Raw genomic sequence first — 17,596 nt, forward strand, 5'->3', positions numbered from 1 at the left:
CATCTGCGGGGCACGCACGGCGCGTGGCGGACCCAGTACCCCGTTACCGTCGCTGCCTTTGAGGAAGAGCGGCGGGCGCGGTTTCAGCGAGAGCCGGAAGAGCCGGCTTCCTTTCTGGAGCAGCAGGCCAAGCGCCGGAGCGGGCGATGAAACCGCTCGTCGTTTCGAACCTCGATCCGCTGGCCGATGAGGTGGTCTACTCCAACGATCGCGGCTCGCGGAACGTATCCCGCGCCCTGCGCGGCTGCCCGGCCGGGAAGCACAAAGTCTGGAAGCTCGACGCCGCCGAAGCCTATGAGGCGAGCAAGGCGGTCGAGGTTGATGAGGCCAAGGTCGAGCGGTTCATGCGGACACCGGAGGCGTTCGCGGAGCCGTGCATCGGCATCATCGAGGACGGGGCGTGCTGGTTCATCGACGGGCACCACCGGCTGCGGGCGCTGCACCGGCTGGGCATCAAGGAGTTCGCCTGCGGGGTCATCGAGGAGGGCGACGCCGCGCCCTATCAGGTCTGGTACAACGGGCAGCGCAAGCCGCCGCTCAAACCGTACTGATCCCAGATGCCGATCACGTGCCCACGCTGCGGTGCCGTCAGCCATCATCCAAAAGACGAGCAATCAGGCTATTGCGGTCGCTGCCATGATTTCCCGGACGCCAAGCAGCTGGTGCTATCGTTCGGCGACATGACCGTCGTCGGGCGCTGGCCCGGCAAGATGATAAAGGCGCTGGCGGTGGTCGCGATGCATCTGCACCCGACCTATGACCGGCAACCGGATGCGCCGCCGGGCGGCTCCAAGGTGAGGTGCCTGTTCGCCTCGCTGGCGGTGCGGGACTTCTTGGTCGAGATCGGTTTTAAGGACGCCGCGGTGCGCGGCTGCGGGCTGGTGATGCGTTCATTCGACAAGGCTCGCACCGAGATATATTCGCTCGGCATCGGCGTCCCCGGCGCGCCTGATCACCCTGAGAAATTCAACGGGCACGCGGTGGTCACGGTGCCGTCGCTGCATCTGCTAATCGACATCACACTCTATCAGGCGATCCGCCCGGCATGGGGCGGCGCTCTGCGCGGGATGTTCGCGACCGAATATTGGGCACCGGCAGGTTTCAAGGTCTACGATCGGTTGCCATTCTCCGGCGCGGAGGTCGAGCTTGAAGATCGCCGGTTCGAAATGATCTGGATCGACCGCCCTGAATTGCGCTGGAAGCGCGAGGTCGATTTCGTCAGGTCGCCGCGTCGCCGGGCGCTAACGCGGGCACTAATCGAAGCGTATGGCGCTTGGCACGAATAGCGTCGTCAACGAACCGCTCCATCGCCACGACCGCGTTCTCCATTGAGGCACCTCCGCCGATCTAGTAATGCAGCACGCCCGCCAACCAGAAGCCGGAGCAATCGTTCGCCCTGACCCATTCGATTATCTCGTTTCGCAAATCCAATTGCAGCCCTCCCTTATCGTCTGCATCTCCATGATCTGCCGCCGCCCGTGATGACCTTGTGCATGCCGTGGCGCGTGCAGATGTTGTGGCGGGGCCGTTCGTTGCGCTCCCGGGGCTGGTCGGCGCGGTTCTGCCGGATGTCGGCGACGAACGCCACCGGCTCCGGCTTCGTGACATCGATCGCCGCAGGCGCTGGCACGTTGACCGGCAGGCGATCACCCTTCGGTGCAACGTGTGGCTGGGAAGTCTCCTCGTCTCCTCGATAGGATCGGCTACAAGCTCTCGCGGCGGGTCGCGCTTCGCATGGGGTGAGGAGCGTTACGCCAAATACAGCGAGCGGCATCGGCATGGGCGGCGGGCGTTTGTTCGTCTCGTCCTTGCCCTCGGCAAGGTCAGCCCTCCAAAAAGCCGACCACCCAAAGTAGTGCTAAAGCCAAGCACTCTGGGATTCCGGGTTCGCGCGAGCTACGCTCGCACGTCCCGGAATGACGAGCCAAGTCCTAGTGCTTCGCCGCTTTCTTCTTGGCCTTCTTGGCGACCTTTTTCACCACAGGCGCGCCCTCCCTCGGCGGCCCTTCCTTCTCCAGCGCCTCGCGGATCAGCGTAAAGTCCTTCTTCGCCTCGCCGTCCACGGTCGGAAAGTGCAGGTCGAGCTTCTCCAACGCGTTGACGATGGCCGAACCGATCACCACGCGTGAGAACCATTTGCGATCCGCCGGCACCACATGCCACGGCGCTTCCTCGCAGGACGTATGCCTGACCAGGTCTTCATAGGCCTCCTGATACTTGTCCCACAACGCGCGCTCGGTGATGTCCGCCGATGAGAACTTCCAGTTCTTCGCCGGCTGTTCCAGACGATCGAGGAAACGCTCGCGCTGCTCCTCCTTGGAGACGTTGAGAAAGAATTTCAGCACCACGGTGCCGTTGCGTGCGAGATACTTTTCGAAGGCGGTGATGTCCTCGAAACGCTCGCGCCAGATTCTCTTCGTCACCAGTTCCGCCGGAATCTTCTGCTTGGCGAGGATTTCCGGATGCACCCGCACCACCAGACATTCCTCGTAATAAGAGCGATTGAAGATGCCGATCCGGCCGCGCTGTGGCAGTGCGATGGTGTGACGCCACATGAAATCATGATCGAGCTCGTTCGATGACGGCGTCTTGAACGACGTCACCTCGCAGCCTTGCGGATTGATGCCGTCGAACACGCTTTCGATGGCGCTGTCCTTGCCGGCGGCGTCCATGCCCTGGAAGATCAGCAGCAGCGACCAGCGATCCTGCGCATAGAGCTTTTCCTGCAGCTCCTGCAGCCGGCGGCGGTTGGCCTCGATAATCTTCTTGCCGGTTTCCTTGTGCAGCCCGCCTGACGCATTGGTGTCATGCGCCTTGAGGTGAAAAGCCTTCGAACCATCGACCCGATATGGCTCAATATAGGACTTCAACGCAGACACAACTGGCTTGGCAGACATGAGATCGGCAACTCCGGGACACAGAAGCTCGGAGCGTAGCGCGCCGACGTCCCCGGCGCCAGACGTCAGAGCTTGGCCGCCAGGAAGGCGCGAATATAAGCCGGCATCGTCTCGGTGAAATCGCTGGGGCTCCGTACCAGATGAATGGCGCTCAGCTCCCGATCATCCTGCGTGGCAAGGTTGGCTTCGATCCGCGCCCGCACAGCGTCGCCCGACACGGCTAGATCGAGCATACGGATCATCGCGGTCAGCGATCCGGCCTGCACGATGTCCCACTGATCGGCCGCACAGTAGTCATCGGGCATCAGGCCGACCTCCTCCTCCGTCTCCCGTGTGACGCTGCCGGGAATGTCGACCGTGTCACCGCGCAGGTCATTGAGATCCGGCGTACCAGCCGGAAAGTAGATCTTGCCGGCGTTCGCTGTGTGCTGGCCCATCTCACCGAGCACGAAGGCGCCGTCGTTCGTCCTCAATGCGCCCATACCGAAACCGTTGAACACCGACGCGTCCGGGAAGCCCCAATCGCGCCAGGCAAGAAAACTGGCGAAGTCGGTCTGAAAGTACCGCGCGCTGAACGTATCCCCTGCGAAGACCGGATCGCGAGCCATCAGAATTTGACCGTTGAACATTTCCGGCTTCGCGCGGCGCGCCTCGGCAAAGTGCGCGTCGATCTTGTTGCGATGCTCATGTGCGAACAGCCATTGCCACTCACCAAAGACGAGATCGAGCTTCTTGACGGAACGAAGAACGAGCTCTGCCGTCATTGCGTATCTCTACTTCGCATTCGTTCCCATCGTCCTGGCGAACTGTTCGACATATTTGTTGGTATAGGTCTTGCTGACATCGATATTGGCTTTCGCTACTTCCGGCGAGCCCTCGCTGAATACGGCGAGCACGGCCGCTGCGCCCTTCGGATCCATCAATCCTGTTTCCGAATACATCGGGATCGTGTTCCTGAGTGCGGCGAGATAGAGTTCCTTGTCCTTGCCAACGATGCCTTCGGGCATCTTCGCCATGATTTCTTCCGGCGTATGGCTGTGGATCCATTTCAACGTATTCATGATCGCGTTGGTGAGACCCTGCACTTCCTTCTCGTGACCATTGACCCAGGCCGTCGTCGAATACAGCGCGCCACCGGGATATTCGCCGGAGAACACGGCCATTGTGTCTTTCTGCGTGCGGGTATCGCTGAGAATCGTGAGGTCTTTGTGGCTGCCCTGCAGCACGCTGACGGCAGGATCGAGCATCACGGCGGCTTCGATCTGGCCCTGCTCCATCGCTGCCACCGCGGTCGCGCCGAGGCCGACGCCGATCACTGCCGTGTCGGCCGGATCGAGGCCGTTCTTCTTGAGCTGATACTTCAGAAAGAAGTCGGTGGACGAGCCCGGCGCGCTGACGCCGACCTTCTTGCCGGCGAGATCCTTGATCGACGTGATCTTGCCGGTGTGCTTCGGCGACACCACCAGAACCAGACCGGGATAGCGGTCATAGACCACGAAGCTCTGCAGCTCCTGCTTCTTGGCAGCGAGATTGACGCAATGATCGAAATAGCCGGAAACCACATCGGCGCTGCCGCCGAGGACAGCCTTCAGCGCATCCGAGCCGCCCTTGAGGTCAACGAGCTCGACGGCGAGACCCGCTTTCTCATATTCGCCGAGCTGCTTGGCCAGCACCGTCGGCAGATAGCACAGGCACGCCCCGCCACCGATGGCGATCGTGATCTTGCTTTGCGCTGCAGCAGGCTGAACGAGAAACAGTGACAGGAGACCCGCAAGGAAAAAACGTGCAAGGAATAAACGGCTCAAGCCGGTTTTCATGTTCGTTGTCATTGTTTCCTCCGCTGCTTCGCAGCGCGGAGGATAGATGAGCCTCTGCCGGTTGGAAAGCCGGCACTGGTCAACGGACATCCCGCGACATAGCATCCGCGCGGCAAATCATTGTCATCCAGGGGGAACGTTCATGAAGCGCATTACCGCGACACTCTCCATCACGGCCGCTTTCGCCGCCGGCTGCCTCATCACGCATCTCGTGCCCGAGGGCATCACGCCGGCACAGGCTGCAGAAAACATCACCGCTCAGGTCATCCACGTCCCCGAACTCACGGGCGACGCACTGGGACCCGCCTCGCCCACCGGCTTCCGCTCGAAGATGTTCATGTCCGCCGACGGCGCGACCATCTCGGTACAGGACGGCAATGTGGTGAAGCACATGCATCCCAACACCAATGAGATCCAGTACATTCTGGAAGGCACCGGCACGGTGTGGCTCGGAGACAAGGAAGTGCCGGTCAAGGCCGGCGACCTCATCATCATCCCCAAGGGCACGCCCCATGGCGGCACCAAGCCCGAAGGCAAGCCGTTCCGCGCCATCGCCATCAAGACCCCGCCGCAGGCGCCGGATGATACCAAGGTCCTGCCGTAGGTAGCGACGCTCCTGCTTAACCTCTCCCCGCAAGCGGGGAGAGGTCGGATCACAAGCGACAGCGCGTGATCCGGGTGAGGGCGAGCCAGTGTTTCACGCGCTGGCTTCCCCTCACCCGTCTCGAATGACCTTCGGTCATGCGAGCCACCCTCTCCCCCCAAGCGGAGCGAGGAACCTCTCAGCTCCGCCCATCACTCGTCACCGGTTTCCACACCAGCAACCGTTTCTCGACCATCGTCACCAGCACATCGATGGCGATCACAAACGCCGACAGCACGAACATCCCCGCGAACACGCCGGCCACATCGAACGTGCCCTCCGCCTGCTGGATCACGTAACCCAGCCCGGCCGCCGAGCCGAGATATTCGCCGACCACGGCGCCGACGACCGCAAAGCCCACGGCGGTATGCAGCGACGAGAACATCCATGACAGTGCCGATGGCCAGAACACGTGGCGCATCAACTGCCGCTCGCTCATGCCCAGCATGCGGCCATTGGCGAGCACCGTGGGGCTGACTTCCTTGACGCCCTGATAGACGTTGAAGAAGACGATGAAGAATACCAGCGTGACGCCGAGCGCCACCTTCGACCAGATACCGAGCCCGAGCCACAGCGCGAAGATCGGCGCCAGCACCACGCGCGGCAGCGCATTGGCCATCTTCACATAGGGATCGAAGATCGCGGCGAGCCGCGGCTGGCGGGCAAACCAGAAACCGACCAACACGCCCAGTGTGGAGCCGATGACAAAGGCCAGCACCGACTCCAGCAGCGTGATGCCGAGGTGCTTCCAGATAATGCCTGATGCGAACCAGCTGTAGATCTGGCTGCCGACATCCCAGGGATTTGAGAAGAAGAACGGCGGCAACAGGATGCGGCCCAACACCGGCACGGTGGTGAGCAGATGCCACAGCCCGATGACGACCACGGCAACCAGCACCTGACACAGCAGCAGCACAGGCCGCGTCATGACGCGGCTCCCACGCCGGACGACTGCGCATAGCCCTTCATCACCTCGTCCTTCAGCACGCTCCAGATCTCGCGGTGAAGCGCGTGAAAATCCTTGTCGAGCCGCACCTCGAAAATATCGCGCGGCCGCGGCAACGGCACTTTCCAGTCGCCGATGATGCGCGAGCCCGGCCCCGCCGACATGATGACGACGCGGTCGGCCAGCGCGATCGCTTCTTCGAGATCGTGGGTGACGAACAGCACCGCCTTGCGATCCCTGCTCCACAGATCCAGCAGCAGGTTGCCCATCACCTGCCGGGTCTGCGCATCGAGCGGACCGAACGGCTCGTCCATCAGCAGGATCTTCGGATTGCGGATCAGCACCTGCGCAAGACCGACGCGCTTGCGCTGGCCGCCCGACAGCATATGCGGATAGCGGCCCGCGAAGGCGCCGAGGCCGACCGACGTGAGCCAGTCCTGCGCCCGCGCCAGCGCCTCGGCGCGCGCAACGCCGGCGATCTCCAGCCCGATGGCGACATTGTCGAGCGCGGTCTTCCAGGGAAATAGCGCATCGGCCTGAAACAGGTAGCCGGCCTGTGCGTTCAAACCGTTCAATGGCTGATCGAAAATCCGGACGGTGCCGGAGGCCGGTGCGAGCAACCCGGCGGCGACATTGAGCAAGGTGGATTTGCCGCAGCCGGTCGGTCCAACAATGGCTACGAATTCGCCATCCGCCACCCGCAGCGTCGCCTTCTCCACCGCCGTATAGATGCGATTGTCGGCGACGCCGAATGCCACTGTCGCGTCATCAAGCGCCACCGCCATCGATGCCGCGGCTCCACCTGCCTGCACGCGCGTTCCCCAGAGTGTTTTTGGTCAGGCACTGGCTTAGCGCTGCGAGGCCGACAATTCAACGGCCGGCCGAGCTTGGTGGGTCGCCACGGCTGTGATAGTCCGGGACATGACCTCCGCTGCCCCCCTGATCACCTTCCAGCATGTCAGCAAGAGCTTCGACGGCGGGGCCGTCAACGCCGTCGATGACGTTTCGCTCGACGTTGCCGAGGGCGAGTTCCTCGCGGTGGTCGGCAATTCCGGCTCCGGCAAGACCACGCTGATGCGGCTGGCCAACCGGCTGATCGTGCCGGACGCGGGCAGCATCATCATCGCCGGCGAGGACATCGCGCAGGTCGACCCGATCGAACTTCGCCGGCGTATCGGCTACGTGTTCCAGAGCGGCGGGCTGTTTCCGCATATGAGCATCAAAGACAATATCGGCATCACGCCCAGACTGCTCGGCACCCCGCCCAGGGAGATCGCGGATCGCGTCGACGAACTGCTCGATCTCGTGCGCCTCGATCGCAACCAGCATCGCGATCGTTTCCCGCACGAGCTCTCCGGCGGCCAGCGCCAGCGCGTCGGCGTTGCGCGTGCGCTGGCGGCCAGGCCACGCATCGTGCTGATGGACGAGCCCTTCGGTGCGCTCGATCCGCTGACCCGCGATGCGCTCGGCGACGATTTTCGCGACCTGCATCGCACGCTCAAGCTCACCACCATCATGATTACCCATGACATGACGGAAGCGATCCTGCTGGCGGACCGCGTCGCGGTGATGCGCTCGGGCAAATTACTCGCGCAAGGCACGCCCACCGAGTTGTCCAAAAGCGCTGATCCCTATGTCGGCGAGTTGCTCGGCACGCCGCGTCGGCAGGCAAAGCGGCTTCAGATGTTGCTGCCAAAGAATGGCGCCCCGCCCCAAGGCAATGCGACATGAGCCTGTTCAGCGATCCGCGCTGGAGCGACGCGCTCGGCCATCTGCCGGATTATCTCGGCAATCATGTCCGCGTCAGCCTCGCCGCGCTGGCGCTCGGTCTCGCCATCAGCCTGCCGCTGGCGATCATCGCGCGGCATCGCCCGGTGATGCGCGGCGCGCTGCTCGGCATCGCCAGTATCGTGCAGACGGTGCCCGGGCTGGCACTGCTTGCGCTGTTCTACCCGCTGCTGCTCGCACTTGCGGCGCTGTCACTGCAATATCTCGGCGTCAGCTTCTCGGCCTTCGGCTTCCTGCCCGCGGTGCTGGCGCTGGCGCTGTATTCGATGCTGCCGGTGCTGCGCAACACCATCACGGGATTGAACGGAGTCGATCCTGCCCTCACCGAAGCCGCGCAAGGCGTCGGCATGACGCCGCGGCAATCGCTGACCATGGTGGAATTGCCGCTGGCGCTCCCCGTGATCATGGCCGGCATCCGCACCTCCGCGGTGTGGGTGATCGGCACCGCGACGCTGTCGACGCCGATCGGCCAGACCAGCCTGGGCAACTACATCTTCGCGGGCCTGCAGACCCAGAACTGGGTGCTGGTGATCTTCGGCTGCATCGCCGCAGCAGTTCTTGCGCTGGCCGTCGATCAATTGCTGGCGCTGATCGAAACCGGCATCCGCCTGCGCAGCCGTATCCGCACCGCCATCGGCATATTCGGGATCGCCGCGCTGGTGATCGTGACACTGGCACCGAGTTTTGCTCGCTCCGGCACACGCATCGTGGTCGGCGCGAAGACCTTCACCGAACAATATGTGCTGGCGGCGCTGATGTCGCAGCGCCTGCAGGCCGCCGGGCTCGCGACCTCCACGCGGCAGGGCCTCGGCTCCAGCGTCATCTATGATGCGCTGGTCTCGGGCGATATCGATGTCTACGTGGATTATTCCGGCACGCTATGGGCCAATCAGTTTCATCGCAGCGAGATCCTGCCGCGCGAACAGTTGCTCACCGAACTGAAGACGACGCTGGCGAAAGCCAATATCACGCTGTTCGGCGAACTCGGTTTCGCCAACGCCTATGCGCTCGTGATGCCGCGCACAAAGGCGCAGGCGCTCGGGATCAAGACTGCAGCCGATCTCGCGGCGCTGAGCGGCACCATGACCATTGCCGGCGACTACGAATTCTTCTCACGGCCGGAATGGGCGGGGTTGAAGGCGGCCTATGGCCTGTCCTTCAAGACCCAGCGCACCATGCAGCCTGATTTCATGTATGCCGCCGTCGCCTCCGGCGAGGTCGATGTCATCGCCGGCTACACCAGCGACGGACTGATCGCGAAATATGATCTCGTGGTGCTGGATGATCCCAGACGCGCGATCCCCCCCTATGACGCGATCATGCTGCTGGCGCCGAAACGCGCGGGCGAGCTGCGCGCGGCCCTGCAACCATTGCTGGGCAAGATCGATCTGCCGCTGATGCGCGAGGCCAACCTGCGCGCGTCCGGCAATGATGCGACGAGCTCGCCGGAGAGCGTGGCGCGGTGGATGTGGGAGAAGATGGGGAAGAAGTAGGATGGGTAGAGCGTCTTCGCGAAACCCATCACTGCAGCCCGCTCTGCCGATGGGTTTCGCTGCGCTCGACCCATCCGACGCGCCACACGCGCGTTTACAGATCCTTGATCAACCCCGCATCGATCAGCCATCGGTTGAACCGGCTGGCTTCATCGCCGCCCTTGCAGCCATAGAACACGCCCTTGCAGCGGAGCATGATCTTCTTCTGCTCGACAAAGGACGGATCGAGCGGCACGCGTGCGGCCTCCTGCACCATGAGCGGCAGATAGGCAGCATCGAGCACCGGCAGCGCCGATGACAGGTCAGGCCGGTAGTTCAGCGCATCGATGGCATAATAGGTCGTATAGTATCTGATATCATGCGTCATGATCCGGTCGGCGCGCTGCGGCTGCGGCAGCTCGGGCTCGAGCAGCTTCTGCGCAATCGCCGGCTGGTGATCACCGAACCGCACCAGCAGGAACGGCTCGGCCGGATGATCCTTCTTCAGCTGCGCCACGAAGCCCTTGTAGTCCGCAGCCGTCATGGCCTGGCGGCGGATATACTCATCCGCCTCGGCCGTATTGCCCGACGCCTGCCAGCCGGCGGGCGTCAGGTCGTCGCGATAGGTCGTCGTCCACGGAAAATGATTGGCGGTGAGATAGACCAGCACGAAGACCGGCTGGTCGGTCTTGCTCTCGCGCGCGATGAGATCCCTGGCCTGATCGAAATAGAATCTGTCGGGCTGCATGTCCTCGCTGACGCCCATCGCCGCCATGTCGATGAAGCCATCGATGCCGGCGCCCTGCTGGAAGCTGCGGGCGCTGAGGAAATTGCCGTAGGTCGGATAGAGCGAGAAGGTCTTGTAGCCGCAGCGCTGCAGCGCCTGCGGCAGGCCGCGTGAGATCTTCCCGGCGGCGATGCGGGTCACATAGAATCTCAGCGCGCCGAACGAGCGGGCCGACAAGCCGGTGAAGATGTTGAACTCGGTGTACCAGGTCGGCCCGCCGCTGGATTCGGTGATCAGCGCGCGCTGCTGGCCGTCCGCGGATTTGAAGTAATCATGATAGCCGGCCGGCACCTTGATGCCGGGCGCCGCCGAGATGTCGAAGGACGACTCGTCCAGCACCATCACGATATTCGGCCGCTTCACACCGGGCTCGCAGGTGGTCATCGGCGATGCCAGCGCCGAACTCACGAGGCTCTTGGAATCCGCCTCGATCCAGCCGGTCGCCGTCAGATGCGACACCGAGACGACGCCGGAACGCGCCAGATTGGAAATGTGATTGACGCCCTGGAACGGCTCCCATGGTTTCTCGGGATTGGCCGCCGACAGGCCGACGATCCCCGCCAGGCAGATGCCTGCACAGGCCAGCGCGCTGCGGCGGCGCAGGCGGAACGGATCGGCGCGCCAGATCAGCCACAGGATCGGCAGCGCCACGGCTGCCGCGATCAGCAGCCAGGTGCGCAGTTGCGGGAAGATCGAATGCAGAAACGAGATCGTGTCGCGATCGATGATCAGGAAATCGAGGAAGGTCAGCGTCAACTGCGTGATGCCGAACTTGAATTGCGACAGCACGATCAGCACCGTGACCAGCAGCAGCGACAGCACCGCACTGACGCCGGGCCGCTTGAACAGCGCGAGGAACAGGAAGTTCAGCAAGGCCCAGGTGAGCAGCGCCAGCGTCATGGCGAACGGGCCGTATTCGACCGAGGCGAGAACATAGATCGCGAGGGCATGGATCGCGGCGATCAGCGCCGCGCGCAGCGGCCGGTGCCGGGCATATTGCCAAGCGACCGCCAATCGCTCCCTGAAGCGGCGGCCGGCTTGCGCCGGAGAGGTGGAGATCGGCGACGGCAGCATGGCTTGCCTGCGAACACCCGGCAAGAAGACTGCCCTGTCTGGCAACGGCCAGCCGGCTCACGCCGCGCCCGGACCCTGCGGAATGTCACAAAATCGTAATACAAACGTCATGAACGGACAATGAACCTTTCGACGCAGGCGGTGCCGGTCCGGGCGCCGCCTGCCCGTCGTCATCCCTTGCCTACCGCACTGCGGTCGGCGTCTCGCCCTTGATGATCTCGCCGAAGCGCTCCCAGCGCTCGCCCTTGAAGCTCATCATCTGGAACTGGTCGATGGGCGAGAAATCGGTCGGGCTGGTGTTGACCGTCACGCCCGGCAGCAGTCCGTCGAGCTGCAGGCCCTTCAGGTTGGCCGCCTGCTTCATCAGGTTCTCATGGGTGAGATCGTCGCCGCATAGGCGCAGCGCCTCGACCATGGTCTGGGCGATGCTGTATCCGGACAGCACGGTGCTCTCCATCGCCTTCCCTTCCGGAATGTACTTCTCGACATAGGCATGGAAGTTCTTCATGCCCGGATCGTCCTTCCATTGCGCGTCGGTCGGATCCTTGGCGAAGGTCGCCGAGACGATGTCCTGGGCGTTTTCGAGCCCGGCCGGGCGCAGCACGGTGCCCACCGACGAACTCGCATTCGGCACGATATGCAGCGGCTTCCAGCCGAGCTCGGCAACCTTCTTGATCGACTGCGCGGCGAACTTGCCGGTCGCGAAGGAGAACATCGTGTCGACGCCGGCAGCCTTCAGCTTGACGATGTGGGAGTCGACGGTCGGCTCGGACACCTCATAGCTGGTTTCCATCACGATCATCGTTGCGGCCTTGTCGCCGAGGCCTTCCTTCAGACCCTTCACGTAGTCCTTGCCGAAATCATCGTTCTGATAGAACACGCCGATCCTGGCATCGGGCTTCTCCTTCAGGAGATACTTCGCATAGGCCGCGGCTTCGGCGTGATAGCTCGGCAGCCAGCCCATGGTCCAGGGAAACTGCTTCGGATCGTTCCAGCGCGTGGCGCCGGTCGCGAGGAAGAGCTGCGGCGTCTTCTTGGCGTTGACGTATTTCTGGATCGCGGCATTCGCGGCGGTGCCGACATTGCCGACGATCGCCATCACCTCGTCGCTCTCGACCAGCTTGCGCGTCTGCTCCACGGTCTTCGGCGGCGAATAGGCATCGTCATAGGAGATGAACACGATCTTGCGGCCGTTGATGCCGCCCTCATCGTTGATCTTCTTGAAATAGGCCGCGTAGGACTTGCCGAGAATGCCATAGGCCGAAGCCGGACCGCTATAGGGCACGGTGTTGCCGATCTTGATTTCGGTGTCAGAGGCGCCGGGGCCATATTTCTCCTGCGCCAGTGCCGGGCTTGCGGCCATTACGACAGCCACCGCACAAGCGGCCATCGAGGTTGCAGTCATGGCAATCGTCTTCATACGCATCATACGTCCTTGTTTTGCGTTTCCAGTGCTTGCGGTGGTTACCGCTACGGCCGTTGCCGTATTCGATCTGAGCCTTCCCGTTGGTCGGGATTGTTGTGCGGCTCGTCAGGTGCTTGTGTCGTTCGCGATCAATCCTTGATGACGGAGTCCGTAGCGCCCTGCTCGGCCAGCGCCCGCACGTCTTCGGCTGCGGTCTGCACGTGGCGATGCACCAGCATCGTGGCTGTCGCTTCGTCGCGCGCTGCGATAGCGGCGACGAAGGCGCGATGATCGATGAGCGAGCGCTGGCGGATCTCTGCGGAGCCGAAATAGCGACGGCGCCAGCGCGTGCTCATCAGCATCAGCGGCGTCAGCGTGCGCACCAGCACGCGATTCTGGCTGGCCGCGACCACGGCGAGATGGAATGCGACGTCCTCGTCGGCGAGATTGCTGCCATTGGCGACGAGCGCCGCATAGGTATCGAGCAGCTGATGCAGCTTCGCGAGATCGGCGTCGGTGCGGCGCTGGCAGGCCAGGCGGAACGCCTGTTCCTCGCACAGGATTCTGGCCTCGGTGACATCACGGGTCACCTGCGCATCGAAGGGCAGCCCGAGATCGGCCTGCAGCACCAGCACATCGAGCCCGCTGTCTTCCAGCGCGTTGCGCAGATAGATGCCCGATTTGGGCTTCCGCTCGGTGAGGCGCATGGCATCGAGCACCGCCAGCGCCTCGCGGACAGACCCCCGCGTCACGCCGAACCGCTCCGACAGATCCCGCTCCGACGGCAGCCGGTCGCCTTTCGCAAGCCGGTGATGCCGGACGAATTCGAGCGTTTTCCGAACGGCGTCGGAGGTTTCGGTGCTGACGGTGGCAAGCATGAATTGACCCTACCAATCTGGTAGGACCAGTTAGGCGATTTTGGCCGCGCTGTCGAGGCGACAAATGGCCCCGCTATTTGAGCTGTAATCCCAACTGCTTCGCCATGATCGCATCCAGCCAGCGCCGCGGCAGGCGGCAAGCAATCCATGTCTGGACCGGCTGCGGCGATGCCACCACGCGTGCCCTGGAGCGGGATGCGGTCAGTGCCCGGTAAACCCGCGCGGCGATCATCTCCGGCGACAGCCCGATCCGCCCGAGCTTGAGCAGCATGGTACGGAGCCTCGTCAGCGCCGGCAGGAATGGCGAATTCGCGAAGCGCGCCATGTCGGCGGCCTCACGGCATCATCCGTGACATCGAACAGCAGCGGGACGAAGTTCGCGCCGAACTCGGCTTGCAAGCGCTCTGCATGGACCTGTCTGCGCACGCTGCCGAACACGCGAAAACCGCGCTCCAGCAGAAGCTTCGCGGTGGTATGGCCGATGCCCGTGGAGACGCCGGTGATGACGATGGATCGCATGAAAAGCACCTGAGACTTGTCGATCTGCGACAGCAAGCCGCGCAGGTTCGATGAATATTCGACGCAATCGCTCTTCAGACAGGCTTTGCGATCCCATCAACGAACAGCGTGATGATCGCCTCGGCCATCTGATCTGCCTCGGCATCCGCGACACCCCAGCGCGGAAAATGCCCGTCGATATTCATGCGGGCAAAGCCGTAGACCATTGCGCGACCTGCGATCTTCATGATGCGCAGATCCGCGGAGCGCAACTGGCCCCTGTCCTGCGCATCACCGAGCAATTGCCCGGTTATGTCGATCAGTTCGGCATTGTCCTCGCGCACTGCCGACGACTGGTCATGGGCAAAATACTTTCCGCTCGAGATCACCTCGAAATGCGCGGGATTTTTCATCGCCCAGCGCAGATAGGCCAGACCAAACGCGCGAAACCGAACCAGCGGATCCTCGGAAGACGTTTCGGCGATCGCGGCAGCAATCGCACTACGGAAACGGCGCTGTGCCTCTTCCGCCACCGCGCTCATCAGGTCATTGCGGCTGGGGAAGTGCCGGAACGGCGCCCCCGGCGACACCCCGGCGCGGCGCGCGGCCTCACGCACACTGACGGCATCCGCACCGCCCTCCTCCGCGAGTTCAAGCGCCGCCGCAATCAGCACACGGCGCAGATCGCCGTGGTGATAGGTCCTCGGCGACGGCGTTCGACCTTTGGCAGCGCGCGGCGCGGCGGATGACTGAATGGCTCGTTTTCGAACCGGCGACTTTGGCGCTGATCTGGACGGCGGCGGCTTTGCGGACCTGGACATGCCCCAGCATAGCATCACCGTATCGTGAATGTAATCACCGATTACACAATTGACTGGATCGGCCGCACCGAATGTAACTGGTGATTACATATAGCAATACAGGGGAACGTCATGACACGGGATCGTCGCAACTGGTTCGAAGGCTGGCACCTGCTCGCCATACTGACGCTGGTCCTCACCGCGCTCAGCATCTGGATCGCCGGCATGCGCGGCTTCGAGGTCGACGGCATCAGGATGGCGATCCGCTTCACGGCGCGCAGCTCGCTGCTGTTCTTCTGCCTCGCTTTCGCAGCATCCGCACTCGCCCTGCTCTGGCCGACATCCGGCACGCGCTGGCTGCGGCGGAACCGCCGCACCCTCGGCCTGACCTTCGCGGCGTCCCATGCCATCCATGCCGTCGCCATTATCTGCTTCGCCGTGATGGCGCCTGCTGACTACGCCGCGGCAACGACGCCCGCCTCCTACATCTTCGGCGGTATCGGCTACGCCTTCATTATCGCGATGGCGGCAACGTCATTTGACCAGACGGCGGCGGCGATCGGCCCGCGCGCATGGCGCATCCTGCACACGAGCGGCATCTATTATCTCTGGTTTCAGTTCATGGTCAGCTTCGGCATGCGCATCCCGCAAATGCCGAACTATGTCTGGTTCCTGATGCCGTTGATTGTGGTGATGGCGCTCAGGATCGCGGCGGCCGTGCTGAAGCGCCGTCGGGCGCGCGTGGCGTTGTCTGCAAACTAAAAACGGGACCGCGTTGCCGCGATCCCGTTGGTAGCTGCGATGTGAAAAGCGCTTAGTTCTTGGTCTTGTCGACCAGCGCCTTTTCCTTGATCCACGGCATCATGTCGCGGAGCTTGGCGCCCACTTCCTCGATCGGATGCGCGTTGTTGCGCTGGCGGGTTGCCTTGAACGAGGCCTGGTTGACCTTGTTTTCCAGCATCCAGTCGCGCGCGAACTTGCCCGACTGGATGTCGGTGAGCACGCGCTTCATCTCGGCCTTGGTTTCCGAGGTGACGATGCGCGGGCCGGTGACGTATTCGCCGTATTCCGCGGTGTTGGAGATCGAGTAGTTCATGTTGGCGATGCCGCCTTCATAGATCAGGTCGACGATCAGCTTCAGTTCGTGCAGGCACTCGAAGTAAGCCATTTCCGGCGCGTAGCCGGCTTCCACCAGCGTCTCGAAACCGGCGCGGATCAGTTCGACGGTGCCGCCGCAGAGAACGGCCTGCTCGCCGAACAGATCGGTTTCGCACTCTTCCTTGAACGAGGTCTCGATGATGCCGGCGCGGCCGCCGCCCACTGCCGAAGCGTAGGACAGACCGAGGTCATGGGCATTGCCCGAGACGTCCTTGTGAACCGCGATCAGGCAGGGCACGCCGCCGCCGCGCTGATATTCCGAACGCACGGTGTGGCCCGGGCCCTTCGGCGCGATCATCAGCACGTCGAGATCTTCGCGCGGATCGAGCAGGTTGAAGTGCACGTTGAGGCCGTGAGCGAAGACGAGCGCTGCGCCCTTCTTCATGTTGTCGTGCATGTGGTCGCGATAGATGTCGCCCTGCAATTCGTCGGGGGTGAGCATCATCATCAGGTCGGCCCACTTGGCGGCCTCGGCGACTTCCATCACCTTGAAGCCGGCGGCTTCCGCCTTCTTCGCGGTGGCCGAGCCCTTGCGGAGCGCGATCACGACGTCCTTGACGCCGGAGTCCTTGAGGTTCAGCGCATGGGCATGGCCCTGGCTGCCGTAGCCGACGATGCAGACCTTCTTGCCCTTGATCAGGTTCAGGTCGGCGTCGCGATCGTAATAAACTCGCATGGGTATTTCCTCTCTTCAGCAACTATATTTCAAAGCTGCCCGTTCGAACGGGTCACCACCGCGTGGTGGATGACCATGAATTGCCGCCGGTTTCTAGGGCGACGGGTGCCGCGAGACAAGCCCGCGACGGTGATTTTGCGCTGCGCGTCGGGCTCATAGCTCGACCAGCACGGGATACAGGGAGGCGATCAGAAGCAACGCCATGGTGATGTTGAACACCCGGACCGCCCGCGGCGATTTGACCAGCGATTGCAGGGCACTGCCCGACAGCGCCCAGGCGCCCGATGACAGGCCCCCCATAGCCACGGATACCGCCACCTGCACGCACACGTTCCACGGATAGCTGGCGACCGCGGCATAGGCCGTGATGGTGCCGATGGCCATCACCCACCCCTTCACATTCACCCATTGAAACAGCGCCGCCCCGATGAAGGTCATCGGCCGGCGTGTCTCCGCCTCGCCCGGATCCGGCGGGCCGGAGCGCGCTATCGCAACTGCGAGATAAACCAGATAGGCCGCACCGCTATATTTCAGGATGGTCTGCAAAACGGGAACGGAGGCAAACACTGCTCCGAGACCGATACCGGTGACACCCACCATGAACGCAAAGCCGAAGGTCACACCGGCCATATGCGGCAGCGTGCGGCGGAATCCGAAGTTCAAACCGGACGCCAGCAGCATGATGTTGTTGGGACCGGGCGTGAAGAACATCACGACTGCAAAGACCAGGAATGCGTAGAAGAGTTGCTGCGACATG

19 protein-coding genes are annotated in these 17,596 nt (G+C 63.0%); 6 read left to right on the forward strand and 13 right to left on the reverse strand.

Going from position 1 to position 17,596, the window contains the following annotated elements:
* Nucleotides 1–146: 146 nt before the first annotated feature.
* Nucleotides 147–551, forward strand: coding sequence for a hypothetical protein (locus AC1RLZ_RS25705; RefSeq protein ID WP_493190931.1), 405 nt, complete (start codon nt 147–149; stop codon nt 549–551).
* A 6-nt stretch (nt 552–557) separates the two neighbouring features.
* A complete protein-coding gene (locus AC1RLZ_RS25710) occupies nt 558–1,286 on the forward strand; it encodes a hypothetical protein (protein WP_493190932.1) in 729 nt (242 codons plus the stop codon).
* A gap of 645 nt (nt 1,287–1,931) precedes the next feature.
* On the opposite strand, the gene AC1RLZ_RS25715 is transcribed toward AC1RLZ_RS25710, so the two are convergent.
* The 3 genes from AC1RLZ_RS25715 to AC1RLZ_RS25725 form a co-directional block, all read right to left on the reverse strand.
* A complete protein-coding gene (locus AC1RLZ_RS25715; protein WP_493190933.1) occupies nt 1,932–2,897 on the reverse strand; it encodes a polyphosphate kinase 2 family protein in 966 nt (321 codons plus the stop codon).
* 65 nt (nt 2,898–2,962) lie between these two features.
* Entirely contained in the window at nt 2,963–3,661 is a 699-nt protein-coding gene (locus AC1RLZ_RS25720) for an NUDIX hydrolase (RefSeq protein WP_493190934.1), read from the reverse strand.
* Nucleotides 3,662–3,670: 9 nt separating this feature from the next.
* A complete protein-coding gene (locus AC1RLZ_RS25725) occupies nt 3,671–4,714 on the reverse strand; it encodes an ABC transporter substrate-binding protein (protein WP_493190990.1) in 1,044 nt (347 codons plus the stop codon).
* Between the two features lie 142 nt (nt 4,715–4,856).
* Here AC1RLZ_RS25725 and AC1RLZ_RS25730 point away from each other — a divergent pair, with 142 nt between their 5' ends.
* The gene (locus AC1RLZ_RS25730; protein WP_493190935.1) at nt 4,857–5,318 is read left to right on the forward strand and encodes a cupin domain-containing protein; all 462 of its coding nucleotides are present in this window, start codon (nt 4,857–4,859) and stop codon (nt 5,316–5,318) included.
* A gap of 178 nt (nt 5,319–5,496) precedes the next feature.
* Here the strand turns inward: AC1RLZ_RS25730 and AC1RLZ_RS25735 are convergent, their stop codons facing one another.
* Nucleotides 5,497–6,285, reverse strand: a complete 789-nt coding sequence (locus AC1RLZ_RS25735) for an ABC transporter permease (protein WP_493190936.1) — start codon at nt 6,283–6,285, stop codon at nt 5,497–5,499.
* Complete coding sequence (locus AC1RLZ_RS25740; RefSeq protein ID WP_493190991.1) at nt 6,282–7,088, reverse strand: ABC transporter ATP-binding protein; 807 nt, start codon at nt 7,086–7,088, stop codon at nt 6,282–6,284. Before AC1RLZ_RS25740 ends, AC1RLZ_RS25735 begins: the two co-directional genes overlap by 4 nt.
* Before the next feature lie 136 nt (nt 7,089–7,224).
* On the opposite strand from AC1RLZ_RS25740, the gene AC1RLZ_RS25745 reads away from it, so the two are divergent.
* Entirely contained in the window at nt 7,225–8,034 is an 810-nt protein-coding gene (locus AC1RLZ_RS25745; protein ID WP_493190937.1) for an ATP-binding cassette domain-containing protein, read from the forward strand.
* Nucleotides 8,031–9,584 (forward strand): ABC transporter permease/substrate-binding protein, encoded by a 1,554-nt coding sequence (locus tag AC1RLZ_RS25750; protein ID WP_493190938.1) that lies wholly within the window; start codon nt 8,031–8,033, stop codon nt 9,582–9,584. The genes AC1RLZ_RS25745 and AC1RLZ_RS25750 overlap by 4 nt, the downstream gene beginning before the upstream one ends.
* A gap of 94 nt (nt 9,585–9,678) precedes the next feature.
* Here AC1RLZ_RS25750 and AC1RLZ_RS25755 read toward each other — a convergent pair whose 3' ends face one another.
* The 6 genes from AC1RLZ_RS25755 to AC1RLZ_RS25780 form a co-directional block, all read right to left on the reverse strand.
* Nucleotides 9,679–11,424 (reverse strand): sulfatase-like hydrolase/transferase, encoded by a 1,746-nt coding sequence (locus tag AC1RLZ_RS25755; protein WP_493190939.1) that lies wholly within the window; start codon nt 11,422–11,424, stop codon nt 9,679–9,681.
* A 181-nt stretch (nt 11,425–11,605) separates the two neighbouring features.
* Nucleotides 11,606–12,835 carry an ABC transporter substrate-binding protein gene (locus AC1RLZ_RS25760; RefSeq protein ID WP_493190992.1) on the reverse strand — a complete coding sequence of 410 codons (1,230 nt, stop codon included), beginning with the start codon at nt 12,833–12,835 and terminating at the stop codon, nt 11,606–11,608.
* A gap of 143 nt (nt 12,836–12,978) precedes the next feature.
* Nucleotides 12,979–13,707, reverse strand: coding sequence for a FadR/GntR family transcriptional regulator (locus AC1RLZ_RS25765; RefSeq protein ID WP_493190940.1), 729 nt, complete (start codon nt 13,705–13,707; stop codon nt 12,979–12,981).
* Between the two features lie 73 nt (nt 13,708–13,780).
* Nucleotides 13,781–13,978 (reverse strand): hypothetical protein, encoded by a 198-nt coding sequence (locus AC1RLZ_RS25770; protein ID WP_493190941.1) that lies wholly within the window; start codon nt 13,976–13,978, stop codon nt 13,781–13,783.
* Between the two features lie 14 nt (nt 13,979–13,992).
* Nucleotides 13,993–14,262 carry an SDR family NAD(P)-dependent oxidoreductase gene (locus tag AC1RLZ_RS25775; protein ID WP_493190942.1) on the reverse strand — a complete coding sequence of 90 codons (270 nt, stop codon included), beginning with the start codon at nt 14,260–14,262 and terminating at the stop codon, nt 13,993–13,995.
* A 38-nt stretch (nt 14,263–14,300) separates the two neighbouring features.
* Nucleotides 14,301–15,026 carry a TetR/AcrR family transcriptional regulator gene (locus AC1RLZ_RS25780; RefSeq protein WP_493190943.1) on the reverse strand — a complete coding sequence of 242 codons (726 nt, stop codon included), beginning with the start codon at nt 15,024–15,026 and terminating at the stop codon, nt 14,301–14,303.
* Nucleotides 15,027–15,137: 111 nt separating this feature from the next.
* On the opposite strand from AC1RLZ_RS25780, the gene AC1RLZ_RS25785 reads away from it, so the two are divergent.
* Entirely contained in the window at nt 15,138–15,767 is a 630-nt protein-coding gene (locus AC1RLZ_RS25785) for a hypothetical protein (protein WP_493190944.1), read from the forward strand.
* Nucleotides 15,768–15,819: 52 nt separating this feature from the next.
* Here the strand turns inward: AC1RLZ_RS25785 and ilvC are convergent, their stop codons facing one another.
* Both ilvC and AC1RLZ_RS25795 read right to left on the reverse strand, forming a co-directional pair.
* Nucleotides 15,820–16,839: a ketol-acid reductoisomerase gene (ilvC, locus tag AC1RLZ_RS25790; protein ID WP_089267877.1), complete on the reverse strand. Its 1,020-nt coding sequence runs from the start codon at nt 16,837–16,839 to the stop codon at nt 15,820–15,822.
* Between the two features lie 153 nt (nt 16,840–16,992).
* The gene (locus tag AC1RLZ_RS25795) at nt 16,993–17,595 is read right to left on the reverse strand and encodes a LysE family translocator (protein WP_371426103.1); all 603 of its coding nucleotides are present in this window, start codon (nt 17,593–17,595) and stop codon (nt 16,993–16,995) included.
* Between the last annotated feature and the right edge of the window lies 1 nt (nt 17,596).

Source organism: Tardiphaga sp. GW822-FHT04G09 (genome assembly GCF_058800725.1).